The sequence below is a fragment of the Oscillibacter valericigenes genome (assembly GCF_021531435.1).
Lineage (GTDB): Bacteria > Bacillota > Clostridia > Oscillospirales > Oscillospiraceae > Oscillibacter > Oscillibacter valericigenes_B.
Genome location: NZ_JAFBIS010000009.1, coordinates 86,352 through 111,861, shown reverse-complemented (window position 1 = coordinate 111,861; position 25,510 = coordinate 86,352). Strand labels below are relative to the sequence as shown.

The window sequence follows — 25,510 nt, the reverse complement described above, 5'->3', positions numbered from 1 at the left end:
CGAAACAGCCGCACCGCTTAAACCGAAATACTCACACCGTCCGAAACGAAATCCTCACACCGTTCGGGCGAAATTTGCACCGCAATGCCTTTGGAGACTTCCAGACCACGATATTCATATGAATACTCCTTTCTATCGCCTGCAGCAGGCGCAGCCGCATGCAATCAGCAGAAACGCCACCAGAAACAGCAGCGCCCCCACAGGAAAGATAGCGGCGATCAGGATGCCTGCCCCCAATGCTACCGCGCAGATACCCAGTATTTTACAGCCACCGTCTCCTCCGCGAAACATGCGTCACGCCTCCCCTCTGATTCAGTATATCGCACAGCCCTTGTCCAGGTTCAAAAAAAAGGAACCGGATGTGAAAGCATCCGGTTCCCTTTTACTTTTTCGTTTCCTGCCAGTCTTTCAAAGGCTTCAGTTCTTCATAAAGACGCAAATAGCTGGCATGACGGCTTTTCTGGATGCCCCCCCGCCGGACAGCCTCCAAAACGGCACAGCCTTTCTCTTTGGTGTGGCTGCATCCCACAAAACGGCAGTCATTGAGATAAGGGCGAAACTCCCGGAAAGTCTCCGGCAGCTGGTGTTTGAGTTCCAGGTTCAGTTCCTCTGTTTCAAAGGAGGAAAAGCCCGGAGAATCCACCACCTCCGCACCGCAGGCCAGATGATACAACTCTACATGACGGGTGGTGTGGCGGCCGCGGCCCAGCGCGTCGCTGACCTCTCCCACCTGCAAATGGAATTCGGGGTCCAGGGCATTGAGAATGCTGGATTTTCCAACGCCGGAATTGCCTGTAAAGGCTGATAACTTGCCACGTATCAAGGGAACCAGCTCGTCCAGCCCCTCGCCTGTTTGGGCGCTGACCCGCAAGGTTTGGAAGCCGGCGGCGCGGTAGATCTCATACAGGTCATCGGCACTGTTCAAATCGCACTTGTTCAGCAGGATAATGACGTCACAGCCTTTCAGTGCCGCAATAGCCACTACCCGGTCAATGAGGAACGGATCGGTTTTTGGAATGGCCCCGGACGCAATGACAACAAGCTGGTCTATATTGGCCACGGCAGGCCGCGCAAAGGCATTCTTCCGGGGAAGAATGGCCTCCACAAAGCCCTCTCCGCCGCCTAATTCCCGCACTTCTACCCGGTCGCCTACCAGGGGTGAGATCCCCTCTTTACGGAATTTTCCCCTGGCACGGCAAGTCAGGATCTCGGTACCGGTATCCACGTAATAGAAGCCGCTGAGGGCTTTTTGAATACGTCCCTCGCTCATATCAGTCAAAGGACAGGGTATGAGTCAGATCCTGGGCGATCGCGCCGTCAAAATAGACCCGTATCTTCTGCATACCGGTGCCTGTCAGTGTGACATAGGCATATTCGTCAGAGCAATTGTGGGTCTCGCTGTACTGCGGTTTTTCATCATCGCCGACATAGACTTCCACCAACACCTTTTCCCGGCCGTCCTGAGGCAGAGGGATGGGATCGGTGACACTGACTGCCGCAAGGCCGGAGCTGACTTGGAATTTGATCGTATCCCATTCTTTGGCGGTATCGCCGGGAGTCAGGCTCTGCCAGATGATCTCGCCGCCGGGACGGTCGCTGTTTACGATCTCCACATCGGCGTCCGTACAGGTCAGTTTGGACTTTTGAAGCAGTTCCGTCGTCTTGGAGTCACCGTAGATCATACCGACGAAATTGGACACCGGCACGTCTTTCAGCTCGGGGCCCTTGCTGACCACCAGCTTTACGGTCTGGCCTTTCCGCAGCGGCTCACCGAATTCAGGGTCGCTGGAGATGATATACCGCTCTGTGACGTCCTCACTGAATTGTTCCTCGGAATCGTCAATGACCAGATCGTACTTCTCGATCAGGTTCCGCATATCCGCTTTGGCTTCCTGCACGGTCTTGTTCAGCACATAGGGCATTTCGCCGGTCTCCTCGCCTGCGCTGAGCCAGACATTGATCACGCAGTTGTCACCTTTGCGGTGATCTCCCTGAGAGGGATCTTGCCGGGCGATGGTGCCCACAGGATAATCGCTGTACACCGGGTCTTCCTTGACGGTGATCGTAAAGATGTCCTTCACACCGTCTTTTTCCAGGGCCTCCTCCACTGTACAGCCAAGCACACTGGGCACCACATACTGTTCGGATACCGGAGGCTCGATAGAGCCCAGGACAGAGCGGAACAGTACCGCTGCCAGGGCCACTGCCAAAATGCCTACAATGACCAGCAGCACGGTTTGCTTTTTGCCGCCGCGGGGCTCATCGTCATCATAGTCCCGGCGGCGTTCCCGCTCATGGGCGGGCGGCGCTTTGTGTTGCTGCTGCACAGCGGAGGCGGCGCCATGGGACGGAGCTATCCGGATGGGACGGGTGGGCTCGTCCTCTTCCTCAGGACGCAGGTCCGCTAACTCAAAGTCCAGGCTGACGCCGGGATTCTTTCGGAAAGCCTCCAGATCCGCGATCATATCGTCGGCGGAGACATACCGCCGGTCAATATCCGAAGCCATGGCCTTCATACAGATCAGTTCCAGCTGCTCAGGAATATCGGGATTGATCTCCCGGGGAGCCAGAGGAATGGAACTGAGATGCTGAATTGCCACGGAAACGGCGGAATCTCCCTCAAAAGGCAGCCGTCCGGTCAGCATTTCATAGAGAACAACGCCGGCGGAGTAGATATCGCTGCGGGCATCGGTACGGTCGCCGCGGGCCTGTTCGGGAGAGATATAGTGGACGGAACCCAGTGCCTCCTGGGTCAGGGTCTGGGCGGAGTTTTCCAGGCAGGCGATGCCGAAATCGGCCACCTTTACGCTGCCGTCCCGCAGGACCATGATATTCTGGGGCTTGATGTCACGGTGGACGATGCCCCGGCTGTGGGCGTGGCTGAGGCCCCGCATGATCTGGGTGATAAAGTGCAGGGATTCCCGCCAGTTCAGCTGGCCCCGTTTTTCCATATACTGCTTCAGGGTGATACCGTCAATGAGCTCCATGACGATATACTCGGTATCGCCGCCCCGGGACACATCGTAAACGGACACGATGTTGGGATGGGACAGCTGTGCGACAGCCTGGGACTCCGCGTTGAAACGGCGGCGGAAGTCCTCGTCCTGGGCCAGGTCTGCCTTTAAAATCTTCACGGCCACCAGGCGGTTGAGACGGTGGCATTTTGCCTTATAGACCACCGCCATGCCGCCTGTGCCGATGCGCTCCAGGATCTCATAGCGGTTATCCAGCATTTTTCCAATGTACTGATCCATACGTCTCCTCCTTCCTTACAGGTTCCGCATCAGGACCGCCGTCACGTTGTCAGGGGCGCCCTGGGATCTGCTGATCTCCAGCAGATGCGCAAGGCAGTCCTCCGGCGACGCACGGTGCAGGATCTCATGCAGCATTTCCTGGTCTGTGACCGTGTTGACCAGTCCGTCGGTGCAGAGCAGCAGATACTCCCCTGCTTCCATGGGGCAGATGTAGCCGTCGCACTGGGCATCCGCGTCGGGCCCCAGTGCACGGGTGATCAGATTGCGGCTGGGATGGCGGCGGGCCTCCTCAGCTGTGATGTCGCCGCGGTCCACCATGCGTTCCACCAGGGAGTGGTCCTTGGTGACGCGGGTAATGTGGTGTTTACTGATATGATAGGCGCGGCTGTCACCCACATTGGTAATGACAACGCCGCCGTCGTAGGACACCGCGGATACCAGCGTGGTGCCCATACTCTGGTAACCTTCTGTTTTTTTCGCTGTTTCCCGGATCACATCATTGGCCTTGGAAACCGCGTAAGAAGAAGCTTCCCGAAGCTGCTCCGGCGTCATATCCCGGTCCAGAATTCGCTCCAGCTCGGCTGTGAAAGTTTCCACAGCAAGCTGACTGGCCAGCTTGCCGCCCGCGGCGCCGCCCATGCCGTCGCAGACCACACAAATCATGTGGCCGGAGGATGCGGCCTCCCGTATCATATAAGCATCCTGGTTTTCTTTACGGACAAGGCCGATGTCCGTGATTCCCCAAGCTTTCATCCGTTCTCTCCTTTCCCCGCTTCCTCCATGGCTTTCCGGCGGAGCTGTCCGCAGGAGGCGTCTATATCACCGCCCAGGCTGCGCCGCACTGTGGCGGTGATGCCGTGGGTCTCCAGCCGCTTCTGGAAAGCCGCGATGCGCTTGGAGGGCTTGAAGGGACTCTCCACCACATCATTCAGCGGGATCAGATTTACATGGCCGGGCATTCCCTTCAGCTTTGCGGCGATCAGATCAGCCTGCCAATCCTGGTCGTTGACGCCGTCGATCATGGCGTATTCAAAGGAAATGCGGCGGCCGGTCTTTTTGAAATAGTCGTGGCAGGCTGCAAACAGCTCATCCACATCGTAGGCCCGGTTTACAGGCATGATCTTCGACCGGGTCTCACTGTCCGGCGCGTGAAGGGACACGGACAGGGTGAGCTGCAAGCCCAGGTCTGCCAGACGTCGGATACCGGGTATCACGCCGCAGGTGGACAGAGAGATGTGCCGCATCCCGATGTTCATGCCGTCTGGGTGGTTTACCAGTTCCAGAAAACGCAGCACGGTATCCAGGTTGTCCATGGGTTCGCCAATACCCATCAGCACGATATTGCTGATCTCCAGGCCGGAATCCAGCTGGGTGAAAAGTACCTGGTCCAACATTTCGGCAGGCGTCAGGTCCCGCACCTTGCCGGCGATGGTGGACGCGCAAAAGGCACAGCCCATCCGGCAGCCTACCTGCGAGGAGATACACACGGTGTTTCCGTGGTGGTAACGCATCAGGACGGACTCAATGCAGTTCCCGTCCGCCAGCTCCCATAAGTACTTGATGGTGCCGTCCTGTTTGGAGACCTGCTTCCGTGCCGCTTTCGGCACTGTCAGGATAAATTCAGTTTTCAGCCTGTCCCGCAGGTCCTTGGGCAGGTTGGTCATCTCATCGAAGGAGGTGACGCCCTTATGGAGCCAGGTAAAGACCTGCTTACCCCGGAAAGCCGGCTGGCCCATGGCTTTCAGGGCCTCCGTCATTTCCTCAAGAGTCATGGATTTCAAATCTCGCATAGCATCCTCTTGCTTAGCGCCGCGTCATGCGGCAGATATAAAAGCCGTCCGTATCATGGCGCTGGGGCCACAGGGTCAGGGAGCCGTCCGACTTCCCAACAGGCAGGGGCAGTTCAAAGGGCTCCAGCCCAAAGTCCGCATGCTCCGCCAGAAAAGCCTCTGTTACCTGCTCATTTTCCTCCGGCAGAATGGTGCAGGTAGAGTAGACCAGCGTGCCGCCGGGCCGGACATACCGGGCGGCATTGTCCAAAATAGCAGCCTGAACAACAGGAAGTGTAAACAAATCATCCGCCTTTTTATACCGGGTGTCCGGCTTCTTGCGGATGATGCCGAGACCGGAGCAGGGGGCATCCACCAGCACGGTATCAAAGCTTGCTTCCCACTCTGGCCGGAACACCCGGCCGTCCGCAGCCTGGGTGGTGATGATGTTCACACCGAGGCGGTCAGCACTCTCCTGAATACGCTTGAGCTTATTTTCGTGGAGGTCACAGGCCACGATCGAGCCGTTCCCGGCCATGGCAAAAGCCGCACTGAGGGATTTGCCGCCGGGGGCGGCGCATACATCCAGTACCTTTTGACCGGGGCGGATGCCCGCAATGAGGGACACTAGCCGGGCGGCGGGGTCTTGAACCAGAAATTTTCCCTCCCGAAAAGACGGCAGAGCGGCCAAATCACCAGTGCCGGAGAGTTCCAGGCAGTCCGGTACCCAGCTATGAGGCTGTACTGAGATACCTGCTTGCTGGAGTTCCTCTGTCAGCGCTTCCAAAGTGGTTTTCAACGGATTGACCTGGACCGTGATGGGGGCAATTTGATTATCACAGGCCAGGAACCGTTCCGCTTCCTCCCTGCCCAGCAAACTCACCAGACGCTTCACGAACCACTTGGGATGGCTGTATTGGATGGAAAGCCGCTGCACATCGTCCCGTTCAGGGACAGGCGGCAGCGCCTTTTTATTCTGGGAAAGCTTACGGAGAACAGCGTTGACAAGGCCAGAGGCTTGCCACCGTTTTGCCAGCTTTGCCAGCTCTACGGAGGTGTTGACTGCGGCGCTGTCCGGAATTTTATCCAGGTATATGATCTGATACGCGCCAATGCGCAAAATTTCCAACAGCGGCGGCTGGAGGTGATCCGGTTTCTGGGTGCAATAGGCGCCGATATAAAAGTCCAGCAGCATCCGGTTCTGCATGACGCCGTAAACGATGCGGCTGCACAGCGCCGCATCCGGGCCGGACAGCCCGTCACGGCTGATCTGGGCTTTCAGGGCGGCGTCCGCCCAGGCGCCGTTATTTCGGCAGCTCACCAGCACCCGCAGGGCCGTGGCACGGGCAGACTGGTTCATTCCCGGCCTCCCCTGCGGTTGTTCCGCGACAGGAAGATCAGCACATAGCGCAGCAGCTGCAAAATGGACATCAGCAATGCCGCCACATATGTCAGCGCCGCCGCCCGCAGGACCTTTTTCGCTCCGCCGATCTCCTCTTCATCCAGCAACATCTGCCCTTCCAGCGTTTCAATGGCCCGATGGGAGGCGTTAAACTCCACCGGCAGGGTCACCAGCTGGAAAAAAGTCGTCAGGGAAAACAGCAGGATGCCTACTAGGAACAACTGCTGGCTGTAAAACAGCATCCCCAGGAGCAGCAGAATGAAAGAAAACCGGGAACCAAACTGGGTAGCGGGTATAATGGCGCTCCGCAAACGGATAGGGCCGTATCCCACCGCGTACTGTACCGCGTGGCCTGCTTCATGGGCGGCAACACCGACCGCCGCGATGGTGGGTGCGTTAAACACATCTTCGGAGAGGTAGATGGTGTTGTCCCGGGGGTCGTAGTGGTCCGTCAGGCTTCCCCGGCAGGGCCGGATCCCAACGTCATAGACGCCGTGGGCCCGTAAAACGGCCTCCGCCGCCTGGACGCCGGTGAGACGTCTGCGGTTTTGGACGGCGCTGTACCGCCGAAAGTTCCCGCTGACCTGGATTTGGGCCCAAAGGGACAGCAAAAAGACAGGGATCACCAGGAGGCAATAGATGTTGTTGGCCAGAAACGTCCCGTAGCCCCCCGCGTAAATATAAGAATCAACAGGCATAGTATCCCTCGCTTAGAGTTGAATTGGATGGCCCAGCAAATAGGCTGCCGCCGCCATGCGCTTGCCGCCCTCCGCCTGGAGCTCCGTAATATACAGGCTCTTCCCATCGCCGCAGGCCACTTCAATGCCCGCTTTTCCGGCGGATAGGATGGTGCCCGGGGCTTTCTCCGTCTCCCCGCCGGGAGCGGTACGGTAGACCTTGAACCGCTGACCCGCCAGCTCTGTGAAAGCGCAGGGCCAGGGGATCAGGCCCCGTACCTGACAGCTGATAGCACGGGCGGAACGGCCCCAATCAATGGGAGACATCTCTTTGGAGAGCATGGACGCATAAGTCTGTCTGCTTCCGTCCTGGGGCGTGCGGCCAGCTGTACCGTTTTTCAGAGCCTCCACCGCCTCGGACAGCGCTTCCGCGCCCAGCTCCGCCAGGCGTGTGGTCAGCGCCAGCGCGTCCTCGTCCTCGCCGATGGCTGTGGTTTTCTGCAGGATCACGTCGCCGGCATCCAGCTCCTTTGCCATATACATAATGGAAACACCGGTTTCGGCTTCACCGTCCAGAATGGCCCAATTGATGGGCGCGGCGCCCCGGTACTTAGGGAGCAGGGATGAGTGGACGTTGATGGAGCCATATTTCGGATAGTTCAAAATGTCCTCCGGCAGGATCTTGCCGTAGGCCGCCACCACGATCAGTTCGGGAGCCAGAGACTCCACAAAGCTCATTGCCTCGCCGTCCCGCATTTTCAGAGGCTGGTAAACAGCGAGATTTTGTGTCAATGCGTATTCCTTTACAGGGGAGAACGTGAGCTTGTGTCCCCGGTTTTTAGGTTTATCGGGCTGCGTAAACACACCGCAGATGTCGTGGCCGTCTTCCACCAGACGCTTCAGGGAGGCCACTGCGAAATCCGGCGTTCCCATGAACAGGATGCGCATGGGCTTACTCCCCTCTCTCTTCCGCTTCCAGATACGCCCGCAGCTCTTCGTCGGACAGGAAGTGGTCGATGTGCTCGGTGTACAGGTGGCCGTCCAGATGCTCCAGCTCATGGCAGAAGCAGCGGGCGTTCAGCCCCTCGCCCTCCGCCTCGAACCAATCGCCGAAGCGGTCCTGGGCCCGGACCCGGACCTTTTCGGGCCGGGTGACGATCCCCCACTTGCCGGGGACGCTGAGACAGCCCTCCAGACCGGTCTGCTCGCCGCTCTGGGCCACGATTTCCGGATTGATCAGCTCCAGATACTCCCCGGACTCCTCGTCCATCACGATGCACAGGCGGCGGAGCACGCCCACCTGGGGCGCTGCCAGACCGGCGCCGTTGGCGTCGGCCAGCGTTTCTGTCATGTCGTCGAGCAGCTCATGGAGCCGCTTGTCAAAAGAGGTTACGGGACGGCAGACCTTGGTCAGGCACTCGTCGCCCTGCTCTACAATTTTGCGCAATGCCATTACTTTTATCCTCCTCGCTCATTCCAGCGTATTACAGTCTGCAAATATATTCAATCCGCGGTTTGCACGGTCATTGGCAAAGTCTTTCAGAAGCCAACTGATTTTTTCCCGCGTGGTCTTGTCGTTCTTCCCCACCAGCACGCAGCGGTAACGGAACCGGTTGTTCAGCTTTAGCACCGGCGCGGGCGCGGGGCCCAACACCTCCACAGCGCTATCTTGAACGAACAGCTTTCGCAGTTGTTCCCGTACTCCGGCGGCGGCCCTTAAAACGGCGCCCTCCTCCGTGCCGGAAACAGTGAGCGTGAACAGATCCGCAAACGGCGGATACCGCCGCATGCGGCGCATTCGGATCTCGCTTTTGTAAAAGCTGTCGTAATCCTGACGGGCCGCGCTTTGGATGACATCGTTTCCGGGCGTATAAGTCTGAATAACGGCCCGGCCCAGCTTGCTGCCCCGTCCGGCCCGGCCGACCACCTGAGTCAGCAGGCTGAACGTCCGCTCTGCCGCCCGGTAGTTGTCCACATACAGGGAAATATCGGCGGATAGTACGCCCACAAGGGTCACATTTTCAAAATCTAATCCCTTGGCCACCATTTGGGTGCCAAGAAGGATCGGAATACGCTCTTTTTCAAAGCGGTCCAGCAGCTTTTCGTGGCTGCCCGCGGCGGTGTCCGCGTCCATCCGCAGGATGCCGGTTCCCGGGAACATCGCCTGAAGCTCTTCTTCCACTTTCTGCGTTCCGGCGCCAATGTGCTTCATAATGCCGCCGCACTCCGGGCAGGTCTCAAAGGCCCGCTGGGAGTGTCCGCAGTAATGGCACATCAGCCGCCCGTTGGCGGAGTGGTAGGTCATGGGTACGCTGCACCGGGGGCATTCCGGCACATAGCCGCACTCGCCGCACAGCACATACCGGCTGCTGCCCCGGCGGTTCAAAAACAAAATGCTCTGTTCTCCGGCGGCTAGGTTTTTCTCAAGTTCCTCCCGGAGCACATGGCCGATGAGCCCGGAATTTCCCTCCCGGATCTCTTCCCGAAGGTCTGCCACCAGCACCTGGGGCAGCGCGCTTTCGTTGTACCGGCGGCGCAGCGACAGCTTATGATAGGCGCCTTCCTCCGCCGCCCAGGTGGTCTCCACCGTCGGCGTGGCGGAGCCCAGCAGCAGCGTGGCGCCGTGTTTGGCACAGAGGTATTTCGCCACGTCCCGGGTGTGATACCGGGGCGGGTTTTCCGATTGATAGCTCCCCTCCTGCTCCTCGTCCATGATGATAAGGCCCAGGTTTTTCAGGGGTGCGAAAATAGCGGAGCGGGTACCCAGTACCACCCGGACCTCTCCCCGGCGGATACGCTTCCACTGGTCGTACCGCTCTGTCATGCGAAGAGAGCTGTGGAGCATCGCCACATCGCCGCCGAAATAGGAGGAAAATTTCCGCATCATCTGAGGAGTCAGCACGATCTCCGGCACCAGGACGATAGCAGTCTTGCCCTGCCGCAGAACCTCCTGCACCAGACGCAGATAGACCTGGGTCTTGCCGCTGCCGGTGACGCCGTGGAGGAGAGCCACTTCCCCGTTAGGATGAGCTGTCAGTTCCATGACTGCCTCAAAAGCGGCCTGCTGCTCTTCGTTCAGCTCGATAGGCGGCCCAGGTTCGTTATCCTTCATTTCCGGAACACGAAGTTCCTCTTCTTCCGAAAAGGCCAGGATGCCGGCTTTCTCCAGCCCCCGTAAAGTCTGCATGGAGGCGCCGGTAAAATAGCAGATATCGGCAGCGGAGGCCCGGCCTGTGGAGGCCAGGAGCCGCACCACCTCATAGCGCATCGGTGCGGAACGTTTTCGGGCTTCCGTCAGGGCCAAAGCGTCCTCGGCGCTGACGGCCAGCTCCACCATGCGGCGCTTTCTGTCGCTGATCTTCTGCTTCGCGGTGGTCTCACACCGGACAAGCCCCGCCTTCTGCAGTGCTTTCAGCACGGCAGGCACCTTCTCACCGCACAGATTTCGCAGCGTTTCCAGATCGCACCGTCCGCCGTTGGCGGCCAATGCCTCACAAACAGTGGTGCCGCCCTTGACGGTTCCGGCCTTCTCCCTGCCCTCCTGGTCATCCTCCAAACACCAGACCTCCCGGAACTGATACCACAGTCCGGCAGGTAGAATGGTCTTGACCGCCTCGAACATGGTGCAGAAATACCGCTGACGCATCCACAGCGCCAGGGAGATGCCGTCTTGATCCAGAACGGGCTCCCGGTCCAGCAGGGCTTTCACCGGCTTCAGGCCAGGCAGCTTCTCCCCGCTGCCCCGGGCCAGAATGATGCCCTCAGATTCCCGGTTGCCCCGGCCAAAGGGCACCGTGACCCGTACGCCGGGCACAGCCTGCTCCAGCAGTTCTTGCGGCACCAGATAGTCATAGGGCTTGTCAATGGAATAGGGCGCGGCGCTGACCGCGACTTTTACAATGACAGCGGTCTCCATGCCTCGCCCCTCCTTTGCTGTTTGCGCGTTTTATTCCTCGATGGTGAGATCCATCCGGGTAGCGTCCAGCTTGCCCTCGGCCACCTCGTTGATCGCCATCGTCACCGGCTTCTCATCCAGATGTTCACCGATCTCTTCCGCGTTTTCGGCGATCTGGCGGGCCCGGCGGGCCACTACATTTACCAGCATATAGCGGTTGGGAACATAGCTGGTCAGTTTATTCATTGCGGGATACAGCATCATAATGATCTACTTCCATTCTGCCGTTTGGCTAAAAATTTATTTTGAAATACGTAAAGGTATTATCTGCCGTTGATGATTTCCATGCGTTCCTTCGGCTTGCAGTGCTCTGCCGTCATGATAGCGTCCAGTTCCTTCACCGCGTTTTCCACGGTGTCATTGATGACGAAATAATCATAGGTATGGGCCGTCTGGAACTCCACTTTGGCCCGCAGAAGACGCTTTTGAATTTTGTCCTTGCTGTCGGTGCCGCGTTCCGTGAGGCGGCGCTCCAGCTCTGCCCAGCTGGGCGGAGCGATAAAGATGCGCACGGTGTCCGGCCGCTTGCTGGTGACCTGAATGGCGCCCTGGACCTCAATGTCCAGGATGACATCCTTGCCCTGCTCCATGGCCTCGTCCACAAACCGCTTCGGCGTGCCGTAGAAATTTCCAACATACTCGGCATATTCCAGGAACTGGTCCATGGCGATCCACTTGCGGAAGGAGTCCACATCCATAAAGTGGTAGTGGATACCATCCAGCTCGCCCGGACGGGGGTCACGGGTGGTAGCGGAAACGGAGAAGTACACATTGGGCCGCCTTTCCAGCAGCGCGCTCAAAACAGTGCTTTTTCCGACGCCGGAGGGGCCGGAAATAATAAATGTTTTTCCCTTTTTCATGTTGTCCCTCTTTCCTCTTCCTCTGCCCTGTGGACGCCGAATTTCTCCGGCGGCAGGGCCGACAGGATCACATGATCGCTGTCCATAATAAAAATGGACGCGGTTTTTCGCCCGTAAGTAGCGTCGATGAGCATTCCCCGCTCCCGGCTCTCCTGCACCATCCGCTTGATGGGCGCGGAATCCGGGCTGACGATTGCCACCAGCCGCTCCTCACTGACAAGATTGCCAAATCCGATATTGATGAGCTTCATGCTTTACTCCACATTCTGGACCTGCTCACGCATCTTCTCCACTTCGGCTTTCAGGCCAACGACCACCTGGGCGATGGCCACATCGTTGCACTTGGAGCCGATGGTGTTGGACTCCCGGTTGACCTCCTGAATGAGGAAGTCCATTTTCCGGCCCATGGGTTCGTCGGAGGCAAGCATGGTCCGCAGTTGGGCCACATGGCTCCGCAGGCGGACAGTCTCCTCATCCACAGCCACCTTGTCGGCATAGATGGCAGCCTCGGTCAGGATGCGCTGTTCGTCGATGGTGGTGCTCTGAAGCACCTCCTGCATCCGGGCGGTCAGCTTGGCCCGGTACTCCGCTACGGTCTGGGGAGAACGCTCCTCTACCTGGCTGGTATAGTTCTCAATGTAGGTCAGGCGGTTCCCAATGTCCTCCGCCAGCTTGGCGCCTTCCACGGCCCGCATGGTATTATACGCCGCCAGAGCCTCATCCAATACGGCGCACAGGTCGGCGCTGACGGTCTCCAGGTCCTCATCGGCCTTGGTGACGGTCAGCACATCCGGAAAGCGGGACAGCTGCTCCGGCGTCACATGGGGTTCGGTGCCGCAGACTTCCGCCAGCTCTCCCAAAGCCGCGGCGTACTGGGCCGCAAGCTCCCGGTTGACGGTGACTTTCGCCACGTCCGCGGCGGAGGCGTCCACGGTGATGAACACGTCCACCTTTCCCCGGGAGATAGCCTTCTGTACATGCTGCTTCACTACATCCTCCGCAAAGGCGTACATCCGGGGCATTTTCACTGTGCAGTCCAAATAGCGATTGTTAACAGAACGTACCTCCACGGTGATGTCCCGCTTATTCAGCACTTCCCTTGCCCGGCCGTAGCCGGTCATACTCTTGATCATGTTTACTTCCTCCTATTTCTCAGCAGAAGAAACAGTACCCGCCGCCGTTGCAGAGCGTCCACAGGCAACACAGGGGCAGGCAGGGGTTGCCGCCGCACATCTCCGTGCCGAACTGCCCGTTATCGGGCCGGTAGGCCGACTGCGTGCCGCGCTCCATAAACTCCAGTGCCTGACGGTACTCGGTATTGCCGGGATCCATCTGGCAGGCGGTCTGATAGTACCGCTTCGCTTCGTCCATCCAGCCCCGCCGGTAGCAGACGGCGCCCCGCAGGAAATTCCACTCGGCGTTGTGGTCACTGTAATTTGCCAACAGCGCCTCCGCACGGCTGATATTGCCGGTGTTGATGGCGATACGCACCTGCTGGAGCACAGAACTCCCGGAGGAGGACTGGCTGCTGTACTGCTGCTGATATCCGCCGGTGCTGCCCCGGTAGTTCCCATATCCGCCGGAAGTCCCTCCGGAGCGTCCGCCGCTGCGCATTTTGGTGATTTCCTCGTAGGCGGCATTGATCTCTTTCATCTTCTCCTGCGCCAGATCGGCCAGGGGATTATCATGGTAGTTATCCGGGTGGTACTTCCGTGCCAGTTCCCGGTAGGCCCGCTTGACCTCCTCGTCAGTAGCGGTCTCCGGCACACCAAGAATTTGATAGGGATCGTTCATTTGCTTTCCTCGACCTTCTTGAGTTTCTTTCTCTCATCTTCCCGGCAGCTTTTGCGGAACGTTCCGTCCAGAACAGCTTTGCCAACCTGGAAGAGTCCTTGATAAATCGTCTTTTCCAGAACCGGCGTCCAAACGCCGAAATCCCAAAGTTCAAACGCGGTGGCCATCATGCGGATGGAGTGGTCCAGCGAGAGGGCAAATTCCCGGCGGGCCTCCGCCGTCCATGCGCCGTCTGTCAGGCCAAACCGCAGGGCCACGGGATTGTAGCTGCCCACCGCCGCGTCCTGCTTCAAATCGTCCGCCGCGTCCACTAGGTAGACCCAGCGGCCAAGGTGATACAGCAGCTGCTCCAGCACCCTGCGGCGGACAGGGTCGTCCACCTCCCCGGCGGCGCTGCCCAGCAGCACCGCGAAGGCGTCCGCCGCCTGGTCCATGGAGGAACACCGCTGCGCTTCCAATTCGGAAAGACGGCTGAGCTGCGTCCGCACCGCCTCGTCAAAACCGGGGCGCTTGGCCGCTGCCTTCTGGTAGGCGGATTCCAGCACCGCCGAGGCTGCACGGTACTTGGCGCCGTGGAACCAGTCGTGGTCTGCCACGCCGTCCCGCAGCTGCCAATAGGCCAGGATCACGCTCTCATCCGCGGCCAGCTCCATAGCGGCGGTCGGTTCCAGATACGCCCGCCGATGAACAGGGCTTGCATAACAGCGGGCGCTGGAAACGGGCCCCTCCTCCGGCTCGGAGAGCAGGATCGCAAGATAGGTGAAATCATAGTTCAGAATAAAGCGGGCCGCCTGGCCGTACTGCCGGCCCAGCGCGTGGCACAGTCCGCAGTACATCCGGCGAAACCGCTCTTTCTCCTCCTGGGGCAGCGCCTGGAGCGGCGGTCTCACATAGCCGAACATGTCTCAGAACAGCTTCACAATGGTAAAAGAGATCCCACCTCTTGCCTTCAAGCGGCGGTCATACAGGACCGCGAAGCCAATGCCGGCCAGAAAAGCCGCAATCGCGATCGTGTATTGAACAGCCACACTGACTGTCACAAGGGCTGCCAGCAGATAGCCGGCCAGAAACAGCGCTACAGGGATCAAATAGACAAAGGCCACAATGCCCAGCATTTTCTGTGTGCTGCTTTCCACGACCACCTTCTGGCCAGGAAGCGCGCCAATGGGATTGGCGGCCTTGGCGTGAACAGCCGCGCCGCTGACGCCGCAGCCGGCGCACTCCTCACAATCGTGTCCGCAGGCGGATTTCCGGGGCACCGAGATCTCCGCGTGGTCTGTATCGATGATGCGTTCAACAGTTGCGATTTGGGTCATAATATGTCTCTCCTGTGTTATTCCTCAAGCGGCGGTTCCTCTTCCTCCGCCGTGACTTCGCGGATCGTCACCTGGACCTGATATTTGCCCAGGATACCAATATCTCCGGTTCCCTTCACCGATATAGTGGCAGGGACTGTATAAGTGCCGGAAGCAGCGGTATAATCCGTCAGGTCAGCGGTCACGATCAGGTTTTCACTGGTGATGGCCGCCACTTCCTCCGTGGTGCCGAACACCGTCACCGGCAACTCTTCCGTCAGAACCTCCGCTTCCTTGCCCTCGGGCAGTGCCGCGTATTCCATCTGCGTCGCTGTCACCTCGGCACTGGCAATATCCTTGAACTTGATCTGCATCATAGCGCGGGTGACGCCGCTGAGATTCTGGCAGCCATCAGGGATGATAATGGGATAGGTGTTGGTGGAAGCACCCTCGTCCAGCAGATTCAGCAGGTCAAACTCACCCAGAACGATAGAGTTGACATTTTTCAGCTTTCCGGCATCACCGGAGACGGTGATGGTGGATGGGCTGATGGTATAGTCCAGATTGCTCACCCGGGCACCGGCAGCTTCCTTAAAATCGATGACCAGCGCCAGCTCCTTGGTGACGAACACCGGCAGCGTGGCCTGAATAGCCTCCACGGTGGGATAGATGTCCTCACTTTCGATCAGGCGGTTATAGCGGTCATAGAACTGAATAGGCAGGCTCTGCGACACGGATTCCACCGCGTTCTTGCCAATATCCAGCGTGACCTTTGCGTAGGCCACCGGGTCAATATCCTTAGCAAGGCCCCGAATTTCCAGGCTATTCTGGGACAGCGTAACCTCGCCGGCGGAATAGCCGTCCGCCACATTGCCTGTTACCTCGCAGCGGACCTCCACGGTATTGCTGTTCAATTCGCTGACGTTTACAGTGGCGTTATAAAAGCTGCGGTCTGTGATGGTGACGTTATTGTTCAGCAAAAATTTCCGGTCCGATATGGAAACCGACGTGCCAACGCCCTGAACGCCCGCTCTGGATACGGCAGACAGGTCCACCGTCACCCGGATCTTGCTGCGGTCCAGATGCGTAACAAGACGGCGGGCACCCCTGAAAGTCAAATCGATGGTCTGGCTCGTCCCATCCTTGAGCAGCATCAGTCCCCGGTCGGTCAGGGTATCCTCCGAAGTATATTCGATCGGGATGTCCGTCACCTTTTGTTCCACCAGCCGGGCGCTGCCGTTGTTGCCGAATTCATCCACATAAAACCAGATCGCGGCGGAGACCAGAATTGCCACCAGGATATAGAAGGCTTTCCGTCTGTTCATCTTCTTATTCCCCATCGTCCGCACCTCCGTCCTTTTTGGTGCGAAGCAGATTCATCAGGCTGAACTTCTGCTTGTCCGATTCATCCGCATCCTGCGGAAGCAGTTCGTTCCGCAGAAGGTTTTCCAGCGTTTCCGGCTTCAAGTGGCGCTTCAGCATTCCGCCAATGGCCACAGAGATCGAACCGGTCTCCTCGGAGACGATGACCACCACCGCGTCGGAGTTTTCACTCATACCGATGCCGGCCCGGTGCCGCATCCCCAAGTCTCTTGAAAGGTTCACGTTCTTGCTCAGCGGCAGCATACAGCCGGCGCCCAGCACCCGGCCGTGGCGCACGATGACGGCGCCGTCGTGCATGGGCGCTTTCACAAAGAAAATGTTTTTCAGCAGCTCGCTGGAGACGGCGGCATCCAGCACCGTGCCGCTTCGTACCATATCATCCAGCAGGATCTCCCGCTCAAACACGATCAGGGCGCCGGTACGGGACTGGGACATCTCCGTGCAGGCCAAAACTGTCTGGCCAATCATCTGTTCCATGACATTAGTGGATTCCGCATGGGTGAAGAACGCCATAAAGCGGCGGCTGCCCATCTGCTCCAACAGCCGGCGGATCTCCGGCTGGAAAAGGACGATCAGCGCCAGCACGCCCAGGTCCACCATGCGGCTCAGCAAATAGTTGATGCCGTGGAGCTTGAATACGGAGGACAGCATGAGTGCCGCCAAAAATACGAACAGTCCCTTCAGCAGGCTGGCGGCCTTGGTGCTCTGTACCCATGTCAGTACCTTGTAGAGCACAAAAGCCATGATAGCGATGTCCAGATAGTCCGTGACCTGAATCGACAGCACATACCGGCCGATATCGGCAAGCAGTTCGGTGAAACTTCCATCCATTTTTGTCCTCATCCCTTTCAGGCCATGAATACATTAATTATATAAAATATGCCAGTAGATTGCAAGGCGAATCCGGGGAAAATTCACGGACTGTTCAGAAAAATCAGCGCAGAAGTCCCGGAAGCACGGATAAAAGGCGGTAGACTTCCTCCCTGGTATTGAAATCAGAAAAACTCAGGCGCACGGTACCCGTATCCAGCGTCCCGGCGCTTCTATGGGCGAAGGGTGCGCAATGGATACCTGACCGGACGGCGATCCCGCTTTCCGCCAAGCCGCCGCCGATTTCCTCCACGTCCTTGTGCTCCGGGACAAAAGACAGCACGCCGGCCTGCGCCCGCAGTCCCGGCATGGCAAAGACTTTGACGCCGGGGATGGCCCGAAGCCCTTCCACGGCCAGCAGCGTCAGCCGCCGCTCCCGGTCAAGAATGTCCGTCATCCCCCGCTGCCGGACAAACCGTACGCCAGCCAGAAGGCCTGCGATGCCGGGTACGTTGTGAGTGCCGGCCTCCAGTCGGTCCGGCAGGAAATCAGGCATCTCCTGCTGCATGGAAAGGCTCCCGGTGCCGCCCTGCATCAGAGGCTTTACCGGCACATTCTCTCCGCACAGCAGCACGCCCGTTCCCTGGGGGCCGTACAGCCCCTTATGTCCCGGCATGGCAATGAAAGCAGCTCCCAGCCGGTCCATCTCCAGCCGCAGTACCCCGGCGGACTGGGAGGCGTCGATGATCATGGGAACGCCCCGTTCCTGGCAGATGGCCGCGATCTTCTCAATTGGCAGGATAAAGCCAAAGACATTGGAGATATGGTTGCAGACTACAGCATCCACCCCGGGACCGACAAAACGGTCAAAGGCGGCAATGACCGCCTGCTGGTCAAACAGCGGCGCCTCCGCTGTAACGACATCCGCTTTCAGCGCCTCCAGCGGCCGAGTCACGGCGTTGTGCTCATAGCCGGAGACCACTACCCGTCCGCCCGGCGGCACCAGGCTCTGAATGGCAATATTCAGCCCGTGGGTGGCGTTGGACGTAAAAACCACCCGTTCGGGATTTCCGACGCCGAACAGTTCCGCCAGTTCGCTCCGGCACTGGAACGCCGTCTCCGCCGCCCGCATGGCGGCTGGATAGCCGCCCCGCCCCGGAGAACTCATGGTTTTCAGCGCCTCCTGCATGGCCGACGCCACAGCGGGCGGCTTCTGGAAGGTGGTGGCCGCGCTGTCAAAGTAGATCATGGCCGACCTCCCGGAAGATTCCCCGCTGATTGAGAAATATTTGAACAGGGTCCAAGGCTTCCCTGTGAAGCGCGATCAAAGCTGTTTTGAGGTCCGCCGCCGCCAGCTGTACGGCATAGGCACAGCCCAGGTCCGTCAGTTCCCGGGGCGCCCGATAGATCTGGCAGCGGAGGCCCACCCTTTCCAGTGCCCACTGCATACGCTGGGCGTAGGTCACGGAACGGGCCAGGATCAAGTAGTAGTCCATAGACACTCCTCCTTTCTATCCAGTCTACGGACAGAATCGGAAAAGGTGCGAAAAGGGACGCGCCGCATGGCGCGTCCCTTGGCAGTCTCTTATCGTGTGATCTCCAAAAGTACCACGGCGTGAGCCGCCATACCGGAGCCGTCCCCTGTAAAGCCCAGGCCCTCCTCCGTGGTGGCCTTCACATTTACCTGCTCCGGACTGATACCCAGGGCGGCGGCGATATTCTCCGCCATCTGCTGCTTATACGGCCCCACCTTCGGCGCCTGAGCCAGCAGCGTGGCGTCAATATTCACCACCGCAAAGCCTTTCTCCCCCAGCAGCCGGCCGACTTCCGCCAGCAGCTTCAGACTGGAAATGCCCGCATAAGCCGGGTCGGTGTCCGGGAACAGCTTGCCGATGTCTCCCAGCCGGGCGGCGCCGGTCAGCGCGTCCATGACCGCGTGGACGAGCACGTCCGCGTCGGAATGGCCCAGCAGACCTTTCTCCCAGGGGATGTCCACACCACCCAGGATCAGCTTCCGTCCCTCCACCAGACGGTGGACGTCATAACCGTGTCCGATACGCAGACTTGTCATATCCCGTTCTCCCTTGCCTGCAAAATGGCCTCTGCCAGGGTGAGGTCGATGGGCGTCGTGATCTTGATGTTGGCTTCATCGCCTTCCACCAGAAACACGACCTTGCCCAGCTGCTCTACCGCGCTGCAATCGTCGGTAACGGCTGTTCCCTTGTCCACGGCGGACTGGAGGGCAGCTTTCAGCAGATCGGCTTCAAATACCTGGGGCGTTTGGACCGCCCGCAGGCTTTCCCGCACCAGCGTCTGCGCCACAGCACCACCGTCCCGCACCACCTTCACGGTATCCTTTACCGGCACGGCGGGAGCCGCCGCGCCGCAGCGCCTGGCGGCTGCAATGACCCGGTCGATAAGCTCCGGCGTGGCCAGCGGCCGGGCACCGTCCTGCACCGCCAGCAGCGACGCCTCCGGCGATGCCTCCAGTGCGGCCAGCAGGACGGAATGAACACGGCTGTCCCCGCCGCGGATGACCTTTGTGCACTTGCTGATCCCATATGTACGGCAGAGCTGGGAGATCTCCACCAGATCCTCCTCCCGGGTGGCGACCACGATCTCATCCACCCGCTGGGACGATTGCAGAGACGTCAGCGTGCGGACCAGGACCGGGATACCGTCCAAGGGCTCCAGCAGCTTATTGACGCCGCCCATCCGGCTGGAACTGCCGGCGGCGGCCACCAAAGCGGTGCAGAAAGGTCTTCTGCTCTCCCGCATTTTTTTCAAAAATGGCAGCATATCATAATTCCTCTCAGGGTACGTCAATTCGCGGCTTTCTGCATCATCGCGCGGTCCAGCCGCCCTTCCATGGATGGATAATCACTTTGTAGAACCAGGACCAGCTCTGAAAGCATGATCTGCTTGGCGCTGTGCAGCATCTTCCGCTCTCCGGTGGAAAGTCCCCGGACCATGTCACGGCGCATCAGTCCCTTGACCACCTGGGCCACTTCGCGGAGGTCTCCGCTTTTCAGGCGCACCAAATTTTCCTGGTAACGCTTGTTCCAGTTCGCATTGTGTTCAACGCTGATCGACGGGATCTCACTCAGCAGCGCGTTTGCCTCCGCCGCGGAGATCACCTTGCGGATACCGATGGCCTGGCTGTTCTCCGTGGGAATCTTCAGAATCAAGCCGCCCATAGGCATCTTGAACACATAATATTCCTTTGTGGTGCCTGCAACCCGCTCCTGGACAATATCGTCGATCACACCGGCGCCGTGCATCGGATGCACGACCAGATCCCCAATGCTGAACATGGCATTATCCTTTCTCGTCCGTTCGCCTTGATTTTGGTATCCGCTTTGGCCGCTCTTTGCAAAGTATCGCTATTTAAAATATATTATACCGATATTTTCCTGCTTTTACAAGCATTTTTGCAAATAATTGCAACGATTTTCGAAAAAAACAGCGGGTGTTCATCAGAACGCCCGCTGTTTTATCATATCACATATCTTTACTTCTTGTTAGAACGACGCCAAATATGCATTTTTTCCGCCTCAGCGATCAGTTCATCACGGAACTGGGGATGGGCAATATTGATGAGGCCCTCGGCACGCTCCCAGGTGGACTTGCCCTTGGCGTTGAATTTGCCGTACTCCGTCACCAGCCAGTGGAGGTTGGTACGGGTGCAGGTAGCAATGGAACCTTCAATCAGCGTGGGACGGATACGGGACTGGAGCTGGCCGGTCTTTTTGTCCTTCACGGTGGAGGAGCAGCAGATGAAGCTCTTGCCGCCCTTGGACAGATAGGCGCCCATGACGAAGTCCTGCTGGCCGCCGGCGCCGGAGATATGGTGGGTGCCGGAGGATTCGGAGGACACCTGGCCGAACAAGTCGATATCCACCGCGCCGTTAATGGAGATGAAGTTGTCGATCTGGGACACCCGCGCAATATCGTTGACATAGCTGACAGGGGCAGCCATGCAGGCGGGGTTGTTGTTGATATAGTCGTACAGCTTCTGGGAGCCGGCGGCAAAGGCGTAGACCTGACGGCCCTTGTCGAAGGGCTTGCAGACGCCGGTCAGCTTGCCGGCCTCGGCCATGTCGACGAAAGCATCTACGTACATCTCGGTGTGAACGCCCAGGTCCTTCAAATCGGACTTGGCGATCATCTTGCCGATTGCGTTGGGCACGGAGCCGATGCCGAGCTGCAGGCAGGCGCCGTCAGGGATCTCGGGAACCACCAGGTTCGCAATGGCCATATCCACATCAGAGGGCTCACCGGAGCCGCCCAGCGTCTCCATGGGCGGGTTCTCACCCTCCACGATCATATTCACTTCGCTGATATGGACACAGTTCTCGAAACCGCCCAGGCAGACAGGCATATTCTTGTTGACCTCAACGATCACGGTCTTGGCGCAGTCACAGACAGCCTTCAGATGAGAACCGCCGGGGCCGAAGTTGAAATAGCCGTGCTCGTCCATGGGTGCCACCTGGAACATGGCGACATCCAGAGACTTGATGCAGTTACGGTAATAGCCGGGCAGCTCAGAGTAACGCAGGGGAATGTAGAAAGCAAACCCGTCCTTAATGGCTTTACGCTCAATGCCGGACATATGCCAGGAGTTCCAGGAAAAATGATTGGCGGCATTCGGCACATCAAAAATAGCGGGACGGCGGGTCAGAATACCGCCGCGGATCTTGACGTCCGTCAGATCCTCCATACGCTTTGCCAGTGCCTTGTCCAAAGCATTTGCGGAGCAGATGCTCCAGCCATAATCCAGCCAGTCGCCGGACTGAACGACCTTGACAGCCTCTTCAGCCGTAGTCAGCTTCTGCTGGTATTCTTCCAGATAACTCATGTTTCTTCCTCCCTGTCTGATTTGTTGTATGATGAGATTGCATATAGTCATACATCGCATTGTCAAGATTATAACAGATACAAACAGACAATGCAATGAAAACGTGAAAAAAATCACAAGTTTTTTCAAATAAAGAGGCAGACCGGAACTGGTCTGCCTCTTTTCGGACAAAATTACTCCTCGACGGGAGCCTCCTCAGCGGCCTCCTCAACAGTGGGAGCCAGCAGCGCGCGGATAGACAGGGAGATCTTCTTCTTCTCCTCGTCCACAGCGGTGATCTTGGCGTCCACGATCTGGCCCTCGGACAGGACATCCTCGGGCTTCTCGATGCGGCGGTCAGCGATCTGGGAAATGTGGATCAGGCCGTCCACGCCGGGCACGACCTCGGCAAAGGCGCCGAAGGTCATCAGCTTGACAATGCGGACAGAGGCAACATCGCCCACGCTGTACTTGTTCATGAACACGGTCCAGGGATCAACGCTGTGATCCTTGACGCCCAGGGAGATCTTGTGCTTCTCGGGGTCGAAGGAGATGACATACACATCCAGGGTGTCGCCGACCTTGCAGACCTCAGAGGGGGTCTTGATGCGGCTCCAGGACAGCTCGGAGATATGTACCATGCCGTCCACACCGCCGATGTCCACGAACACGCCGTAGCTGGTCATGGACTTCACGGTGCCGGTGTAGTGCTTGCCCACCTCGATAGAACCCCACACGGCCTCCTGAGCGGCCTTGCGGGCCTCGTCAGAGACGGAGCGGATGGAGCCCACCACGCGGCGGCGGGCACGGTTGACCTCGGTGATGCGCAGCTGCACCTTCTGGCCCTTCATGGCGGACAGGTCAGCGCCGCGGGGCTGGCCGCTCTGGGAAGCGGGCACGAACACGCGGACGCCCTTCACGGAAACGACGATGCCGCCCTTGTTCTCTTCGGTGACGGTACCCTCCATGACGGTCTTTTCTTCCACGGCGGTCTCGATGTTCTCCCAGACCTTGACAGCGTCCAGGCGCTTCTTGCTCAGCTCGGCATAACCCTCCACGTCGTTGACGCGGACAATATAGGTCTCGATCTCATCGCCGACCTTGACGATGTCCTCGGGCTTTGCGGTGGGGTCGTCGCTCAGCTCGCTCAGCTTGATGTAAGCGGCCTGCTTGGCGCCCACATCCACCTGGACCTCAGTCGGGGTGATGGCCGTGACGATGCCGGTTACCTTCTCTCCTGTATTTAAAGTTTTGAAAGACTGATTCAGTAATTCCTCGAAGGACTCCTCTTTGCCCTCGGCCGCTTTGATTTCTTCGCTCATCGTTGCATATACCTCCTTAATAATGCCCGCAGGTGTGGAGGCGCCGGCTGTCAGTCCCGCCGCAGAGCATCCGGTAAAGATCCCATGGGGCAGCTCGTCCGCGCTCTCCACCTGGAGCACGCGGGGACACTCCTTCATGCAGATCTCCGTCAGGTGCTTTGTGTTGGCACTCTTCCGGTCCCCTACCACGACCATCACGTCCACTTGGCCGGCGATGAACGCCGCTTCCGTTTGCCGCTTATGCGTAGCATTGCATATTGTATCAAAAATTTTTACGTTTGTACACTCTTTTTTTAGGATTTTCCAAGAAGTTTCAAAAAGTTCACGAATACAGGTGGTCTGAGCCACTACTGTCAGAGGGGTTTCACGGTTTTCAGAATTTTCCGACAGCCACAATTTTACGGAGTCCGGCCCGTCAAAAACCAGCGGATGGGCACACCAGCTGGCCACGCCCATCACCTCCGGGTGGTGCGGCTCCCCGATGATGAGCGGCTGCCGTCCCTCCTGCTCCGCCTGGGATACCAGGCGCTGGATGCGCACCACATTGGGGCAGGTGGCGTTGACACACCGGGCTCCCCGGCGCTCCAGCTCGTCCAAAACGCTTTTCAGTTCTCCGTGGGAACGGATGATGACGGTATCCCCCGCCCCCAGAGAAGCGCTGTCCGCCGTTTTGTGAACACCGCGCTCCACCAGCTCCGCCACCACATGGGCATTGTGGATCAGATCGCCCAGCATCCAGCAGCTTCCCTGTTCCGCGGCGGTCTTTTCCGCCAGCTCCACCGCCCGCTGGACGCCGTAGCAAAAGCCGGCGCTCTCCGCCAGAAGTACTTTTCCGCTCACAGGGGCTTCCCTCCCACGGCCTGGCCGCCCAGGGCATAGGCCTGCTCCAGAAGGTCATCCGCGATCTTCTGCATCTCATCCGCCGTACCGTGGCGTCCCGTGTAATGGGGCTCATAGGGGTCGCCGAAAATGATGCGGGTCCGGTGGAACAGCTTTTTCTCTCCGTCCATAAATACCGGGACCAGCTTTGCGCCGGTGCGGACGCCGATCATAGCCGCGCCGCTCTTGGCGTGGGCCGGCAGGCCGTCTATGTAGCCCACGCCGTTGCGGACCACAGTTCCCTCCGGAAAGATCAGCAGATTGTCTCCGGCTTTGAGGACCTGAATGGCGGTCTTGACGGCCTGGATGTCGTTGTTGCCCCGGCTGACGGGGAACGCGCCCAGTTTCCGGATGATCCACCCCAGGATGGGATTTTTGAACAGCTCCTCCTTTGCCATGGCGTGGAGCCGGTAATTCACAGGCAGCCGGGTGCCCAGCAGCACCGGGTCCCAGTTGCTGGAGTGGTTGGGACACAGCAGCACGCCGCTTTTCGGCAGCTTCTCTAGGCCTTCTACCGTGGTGGGATGGATGATCCGCAGGATAAATCCCAGCACGTAATATACAAAAACGAAAAATCCATTTGTCGGTTTCATGCTTCCGTCCTCTCCCGAATGATATGCAGCAAGGCCGCTTCGCTCTCCTGGAAGGTAAGCTCCGTGGTGTCCAGCAAAACGGCGTCCTCCGCCTGGCGCAGAGGCGCCGCGGCCCGGTGGGAGTCATTCCAGTCCCGCTCCTGAATATCCGTCAGGATCTGCTCAAAAGGCTGGGGGATGCCCCGCTGCTCCAGCTCCAGCATCCGCCGCCGGGCACGGGCTTCCGGGGAAGCCGTCAAAAACACTTTCACCTGAGCATCCGGCAGGACTACCGTGCCGATGTCCCGGCCATCCATGATGACATTATTGGTGCGGGCCAGTTCCCGCTGCATCTCCAGCAGATACGCCCGTACCGCCGGATGGGCGGACACGGCGGAGGCGTACATGGATACCTCCGGCAGCCGGATCTCCTTTGTGACATCCTGTCCGTTCAGGAACATATGCTGCAAGCCGTCCTCCCCATAAGTCAGCTCCACCCGGAGGCCGGGCAGGGCCGCGGCCACCGCCGCCTCGTCCTTGGGGTCGATGCCGGCGGTGAGGGCATGATAACCGATGGTGCGGTAAATGGCGCCGGTATCCACATATAAATAGCCAAGTTTTGCGGCAATACTCCGGGCCAGGGTGCTCTTTCCGGCGCCGGAGGGTCCGTCAATGGCAATGTTGATGGTCTGCATAGTCGT

28 protein-coding genes are annotated in these 25,510 nt (G+C 58.8%); all 28 read right to left on the bottom strand.

The window, feature by feature from the left end; genetic code table 11:
• Positions 1-132: 132 nt before the first annotated feature.
• Positions 133-291, bottom strand: coding sequence for a hypothetical protein (locus JQM68_RS07065; RefSeq protein WP_235222297.1), 159 nt, complete (start codon positions 289-291; stop codon positions 133-135).
• Between the two features lie 91 nt (positions 292-382).
• Positions 383-1,270 carry a ribosome small subunit-dependent GTPase A gene (gene rsgA, locus JQM68_RS07060; RefSeq protein ID WP_235222296.1) on the bottom strand — a complete coding sequence of 296 codons (888 nt, stop codon included), beginning with the start codon at positions 1,268-1,270 and terminating at the stop codon, positions 383-385.
• Between the two features lies 1 nt (position 1,271).
• Complete coding sequence (gene pknB, locus JQM68_RS07055; protein WP_235222295.1) at positions 1,272-3,254, bottom strand: Stk1 family PASTA domain-containing Ser/Thr kinase; 1,983 nt, start codon at positions 3,252-3,254, stop codon at positions 1,272-1,274.
• 15 nt (positions 3,255-3,269) lie between these two features.
• Positions 3,270-4,007, bottom strand: a complete 738-nt coding sequence (locus tag JQM68_RS07050; RefSeq protein WP_235222294.1) for a Stp1/IreP family PP2C-type Ser/Thr phosphatase — start codon at positions 4,005-4,007, stop codon at positions 3,270-3,272.
• Positions 4,004-5,044 carry a dual-specificity RNA methyltransferase RlmN gene (rlmN, locus tag JQM68_RS07045; protein WP_235222293.1) on the bottom strand — a complete coding sequence of 347 codons (1,041 nt, stop codon included), beginning with the start codon at positions 5,042-5,044 and terminating at the stop codon, positions 4,004-4,006. The genes JQM68_RS07050 and rlmN overlap by 4 nt, the downstream gene beginning before the upstream one ends.
• A 13-nt stretch (positions 5,045-5,057) precedes the next feature.
• Complete coding sequence (rsmB, locus tag JQM68_RS07040; RefSeq protein WP_235222292.1) at positions 5,058-6,383, bottom strand: 16S rRNA (cytosine(967)-C(5))-methyltransferase RsmB; 1,326 nt, start codon at positions 6,381-6,383, stop codon at positions 5,058-5,060.
• Positions 6,380-7,123 carry a zinc metallopeptidase gene (locus JQM68_RS07035; RefSeq protein ID WP_235222291.1) on the bottom strand — a complete coding sequence of 248 codons (744 nt, stop codon included), beginning with the start codon at positions 7,121-7,123 and terminating at the stop codon, positions 6,380-6,382. The genes rsmB and JQM68_RS07035 overlap by 4 nt, the downstream gene beginning before the upstream one ends.
• Positions 7,124-7,135: 12 nt before the next feature.
• Positions 7,136-8,050 carry a methionyl-tRNA formyltransferase gene (gene fmt, locus JQM68_RS07030; protein WP_235222290.1) on the bottom strand — a complete coding sequence of 305 codons (915 nt, stop codon included), beginning with the start codon at positions 8,048-8,050 and terminating at the stop codon, positions 7,136-7,138.
• Positions 8,051-8,054: 4 nt separating this feature from the next.
• Positions 8,055-8,555, bottom strand: a complete 501-nt coding sequence (def, locus tag JQM68_RS07025; RefSeq protein ID WP_235222289.1) for a peptide deformylase — start codon at positions 8,553-8,555, stop codon at positions 8,055-8,057.
• A gap of 18 nt (positions 8,556-8,573) precedes the next feature.
• On the bottom strand, positions 8,574-11,018 hold the full coding sequence (gene priA, locus JQM68_RS07020; protein ID WP_235222288.1) for a replication restart helicase PriA: 2,445 nt from the start codon (positions 11,016-11,018) through the stop codon (positions 8,574-8,576).
• Positions 11,019-11,048: 30 nt separating this feature from the next.
• The gene (gene rpoZ / locus JQM68_RS07015; RefSeq protein WP_235222287.1) at positions 11,049-11,261 is read right to left on the bottom strand and encodes a DNA-directed RNA polymerase subunit omega; all 213 of its coding nucleotides are present in this window, start codon (positions 11,259-11,261) and stop codon (positions 11,049-11,051) included.
• Between the two features lie 59 nt (positions 11,262-11,320).
• A complete protein-coding gene (gene gmk / locus JQM68_RS07010) occupies positions 11,321-11,917 on the bottom strand; it encodes a guanylate kinase (protein ID WP_235222286.1) in 597 nt (198 codons plus the stop codon).
• Entirely contained in the window at positions 11,914-12,168 is a 255-nt protein-coding gene (locus JQM68_RS07005; RefSeq protein ID WP_235222285.1) for a DUF370 domain-containing protein, read from the bottom strand. The genes gmk and JQM68_RS07005 overlap by 4 nt, the downstream gene beginning before the upstream one ends.
• Positions 12,169-12,171: 3 nt before the next feature.
• Entirely contained in the window at positions 12,172-13,050 is an 879-nt protein-coding gene (locus tag JQM68_RS07000; protein ID WP_235222284.1) for a YicC/YloC family endoribonuclease, read from the bottom strand.
• Between the two features lie 19 nt (positions 13,051-13,069).
• The gene (locus tag JQM68_RS06995; protein WP_235222283.1) at positions 13,070-13,711 is read right to left on the bottom strand and encodes a J domain-containing protein; all 642 of its coding nucleotides are present in this window, start codon (positions 13,709-13,711) and stop codon (positions 13,070-13,072) included.
• A complete protein-coding gene (locus JQM68_RS06990) occupies positions 13,708-14,613 on the bottom strand; it encodes a DUF5685 family protein (protein ID WP_235222282.1) in 906 nt (301 codons plus the stop codon). Before JQM68_RS06990 ends, JQM68_RS06995 begins: the two co-directional genes overlap by 4 nt.
• A 3-nt stretch (positions 14,614-14,616) precedes the next feature.
• Positions 14,617-15,027, bottom strand: coding sequence for a SoxR reducing system RseC family protein (locus JQM68_RS06985; RefSeq protein WP_235222281.1), 411 nt, complete (start codon positions 15,025-15,027; stop codon positions 14,617-14,619).
• A gap of 17 nt (positions 15,028-15,044) precedes the next feature.
• A complete protein-coding gene (locus JQM68_RS06980; RefSeq protein ID WP_235222280.1) occupies positions 15,045-16,331 on the bottom strand; it encodes a CdaR family protein in 1,287 nt (428 codons plus the stop codon).
• Between the two features lie 4 nt (positions 16,332-16,335).
• Positions 16,336-17,220: a diadenylate cyclase CdaA gene (gene cdaA / locus JQM68_RS06975; protein ID WP_235222279.1), complete on the bottom strand. Its 885-nt coding sequence runs from the start codon at positions 17,218-17,220 to the stop codon at positions 16,336-16,338.
• Positions 17,221-17,323: 103 nt separating this feature from the next.
• Complete coding sequence (locus tag JQM68_RS06970; RefSeq protein WP_235222278.1) at positions 17,324-18,448, bottom strand: aminotransferase class V-fold PLP-dependent enzyme; 1,125 nt, start codon at positions 18,446-18,448, stop codon at positions 17,324-17,326.
• Positions 18,435-18,695 carry a DUF3343 domain-containing protein gene (locus tag JQM68_RS06965; protein WP_235222277.1) on the bottom strand — a complete coding sequence of 87 codons (261 nt, stop codon included), beginning with the start codon at positions 18,693-18,695 and terminating at the stop codon, positions 18,435-18,437. The genes JQM68_RS06970 and JQM68_RS06965 overlap by 14 nt, the downstream gene beginning before the upstream one ends.
• A gap of 89 nt (positions 18,696-18,784) precedes the next feature.
• Positions 18,785-19,270 (bottom strand): 2-C-methyl-D-erythritol 2,4-cyclodiphosphate synthase, encoded by a 486-nt coding sequence (gene ispF, locus JQM68_RS06960; protein ID WP_235222276.1) that lies wholly within the window; start codon positions 19,268-19,270, stop codon positions 18,785-18,787.
• Positions 19,267-19,998, bottom strand: coding sequence for a 2-C-methyl-D-erythritol 4-phosphate cytidylyltransferase (gene ispD, locus JQM68_RS06955; protein WP_235222275.1), 732 nt, complete (start codon positions 19,996-19,998; stop codon positions 19,267-19,269). The genes ispF and ispD overlap by 4 nt, the downstream gene beginning before the upstream one ends.
• A 23-nt stretch (positions 19,999-20,021) precedes the next feature.
• Positions 20,022-20,513 carry a CarD family transcriptional regulator gene (locus JQM68_RS06950; protein WP_235222274.1) on the bottom strand — a complete coding sequence of 164 codons (492 nt, stop codon included), beginning with the start codon at positions 20,511-20,513 and terminating at the stop codon, positions 20,022-20,024.
• A 197-nt stretch (positions 20,514-20,710) separates the two neighbouring features.
• Positions 20,711-22,057: a butyryl-CoA:acetate CoA-transferase gene (locus JQM68_RS06945; protein ID WP_235222273.1), complete on the bottom strand. Its 1,347-nt coding sequence runs from the start codon at positions 22,055-22,057 to the stop codon at positions 20,711-20,713.
• Positions 22,058-22,230: 173 nt separating this feature from the next.
• A complete protein-coding gene (locus JQM68_RS06940; RefSeq protein WP_235222272.1) occupies positions 22,231-24,198 on the bottom strand; it encodes a bifunctional 4-hydroxy-3-methylbut-2-enyl diphosphate reductase/30S ribosomal protein S1 in 1,968 nt (655 codons plus the stop codon).
• Entirely contained in the window at positions 24,195-24,830 is a 636-nt protein-coding gene (locus JQM68_RS06935; protein ID WP_235222271.1) for a lysophospholipid acyltransferase family protein, read from the bottom strand. The genes JQM68_RS06940 and JQM68_RS06935 overlap by 4 nt, the downstream gene beginning before the upstream one ends.
• A complete protein-coding gene (cmk, locus tag JQM68_RS06930; protein ID WP_235222270.1) occupies positions 24,827-25,504 on the bottom strand; it encodes a (d)CMP kinase in 678 nt (225 codons plus the stop codon). Before cmk ends, JQM68_RS06935 begins: the two co-directional genes overlap by 4 nt.
• Between the last annotated feature and the right edge of the window lie 6 nt (positions 25,505-25,510).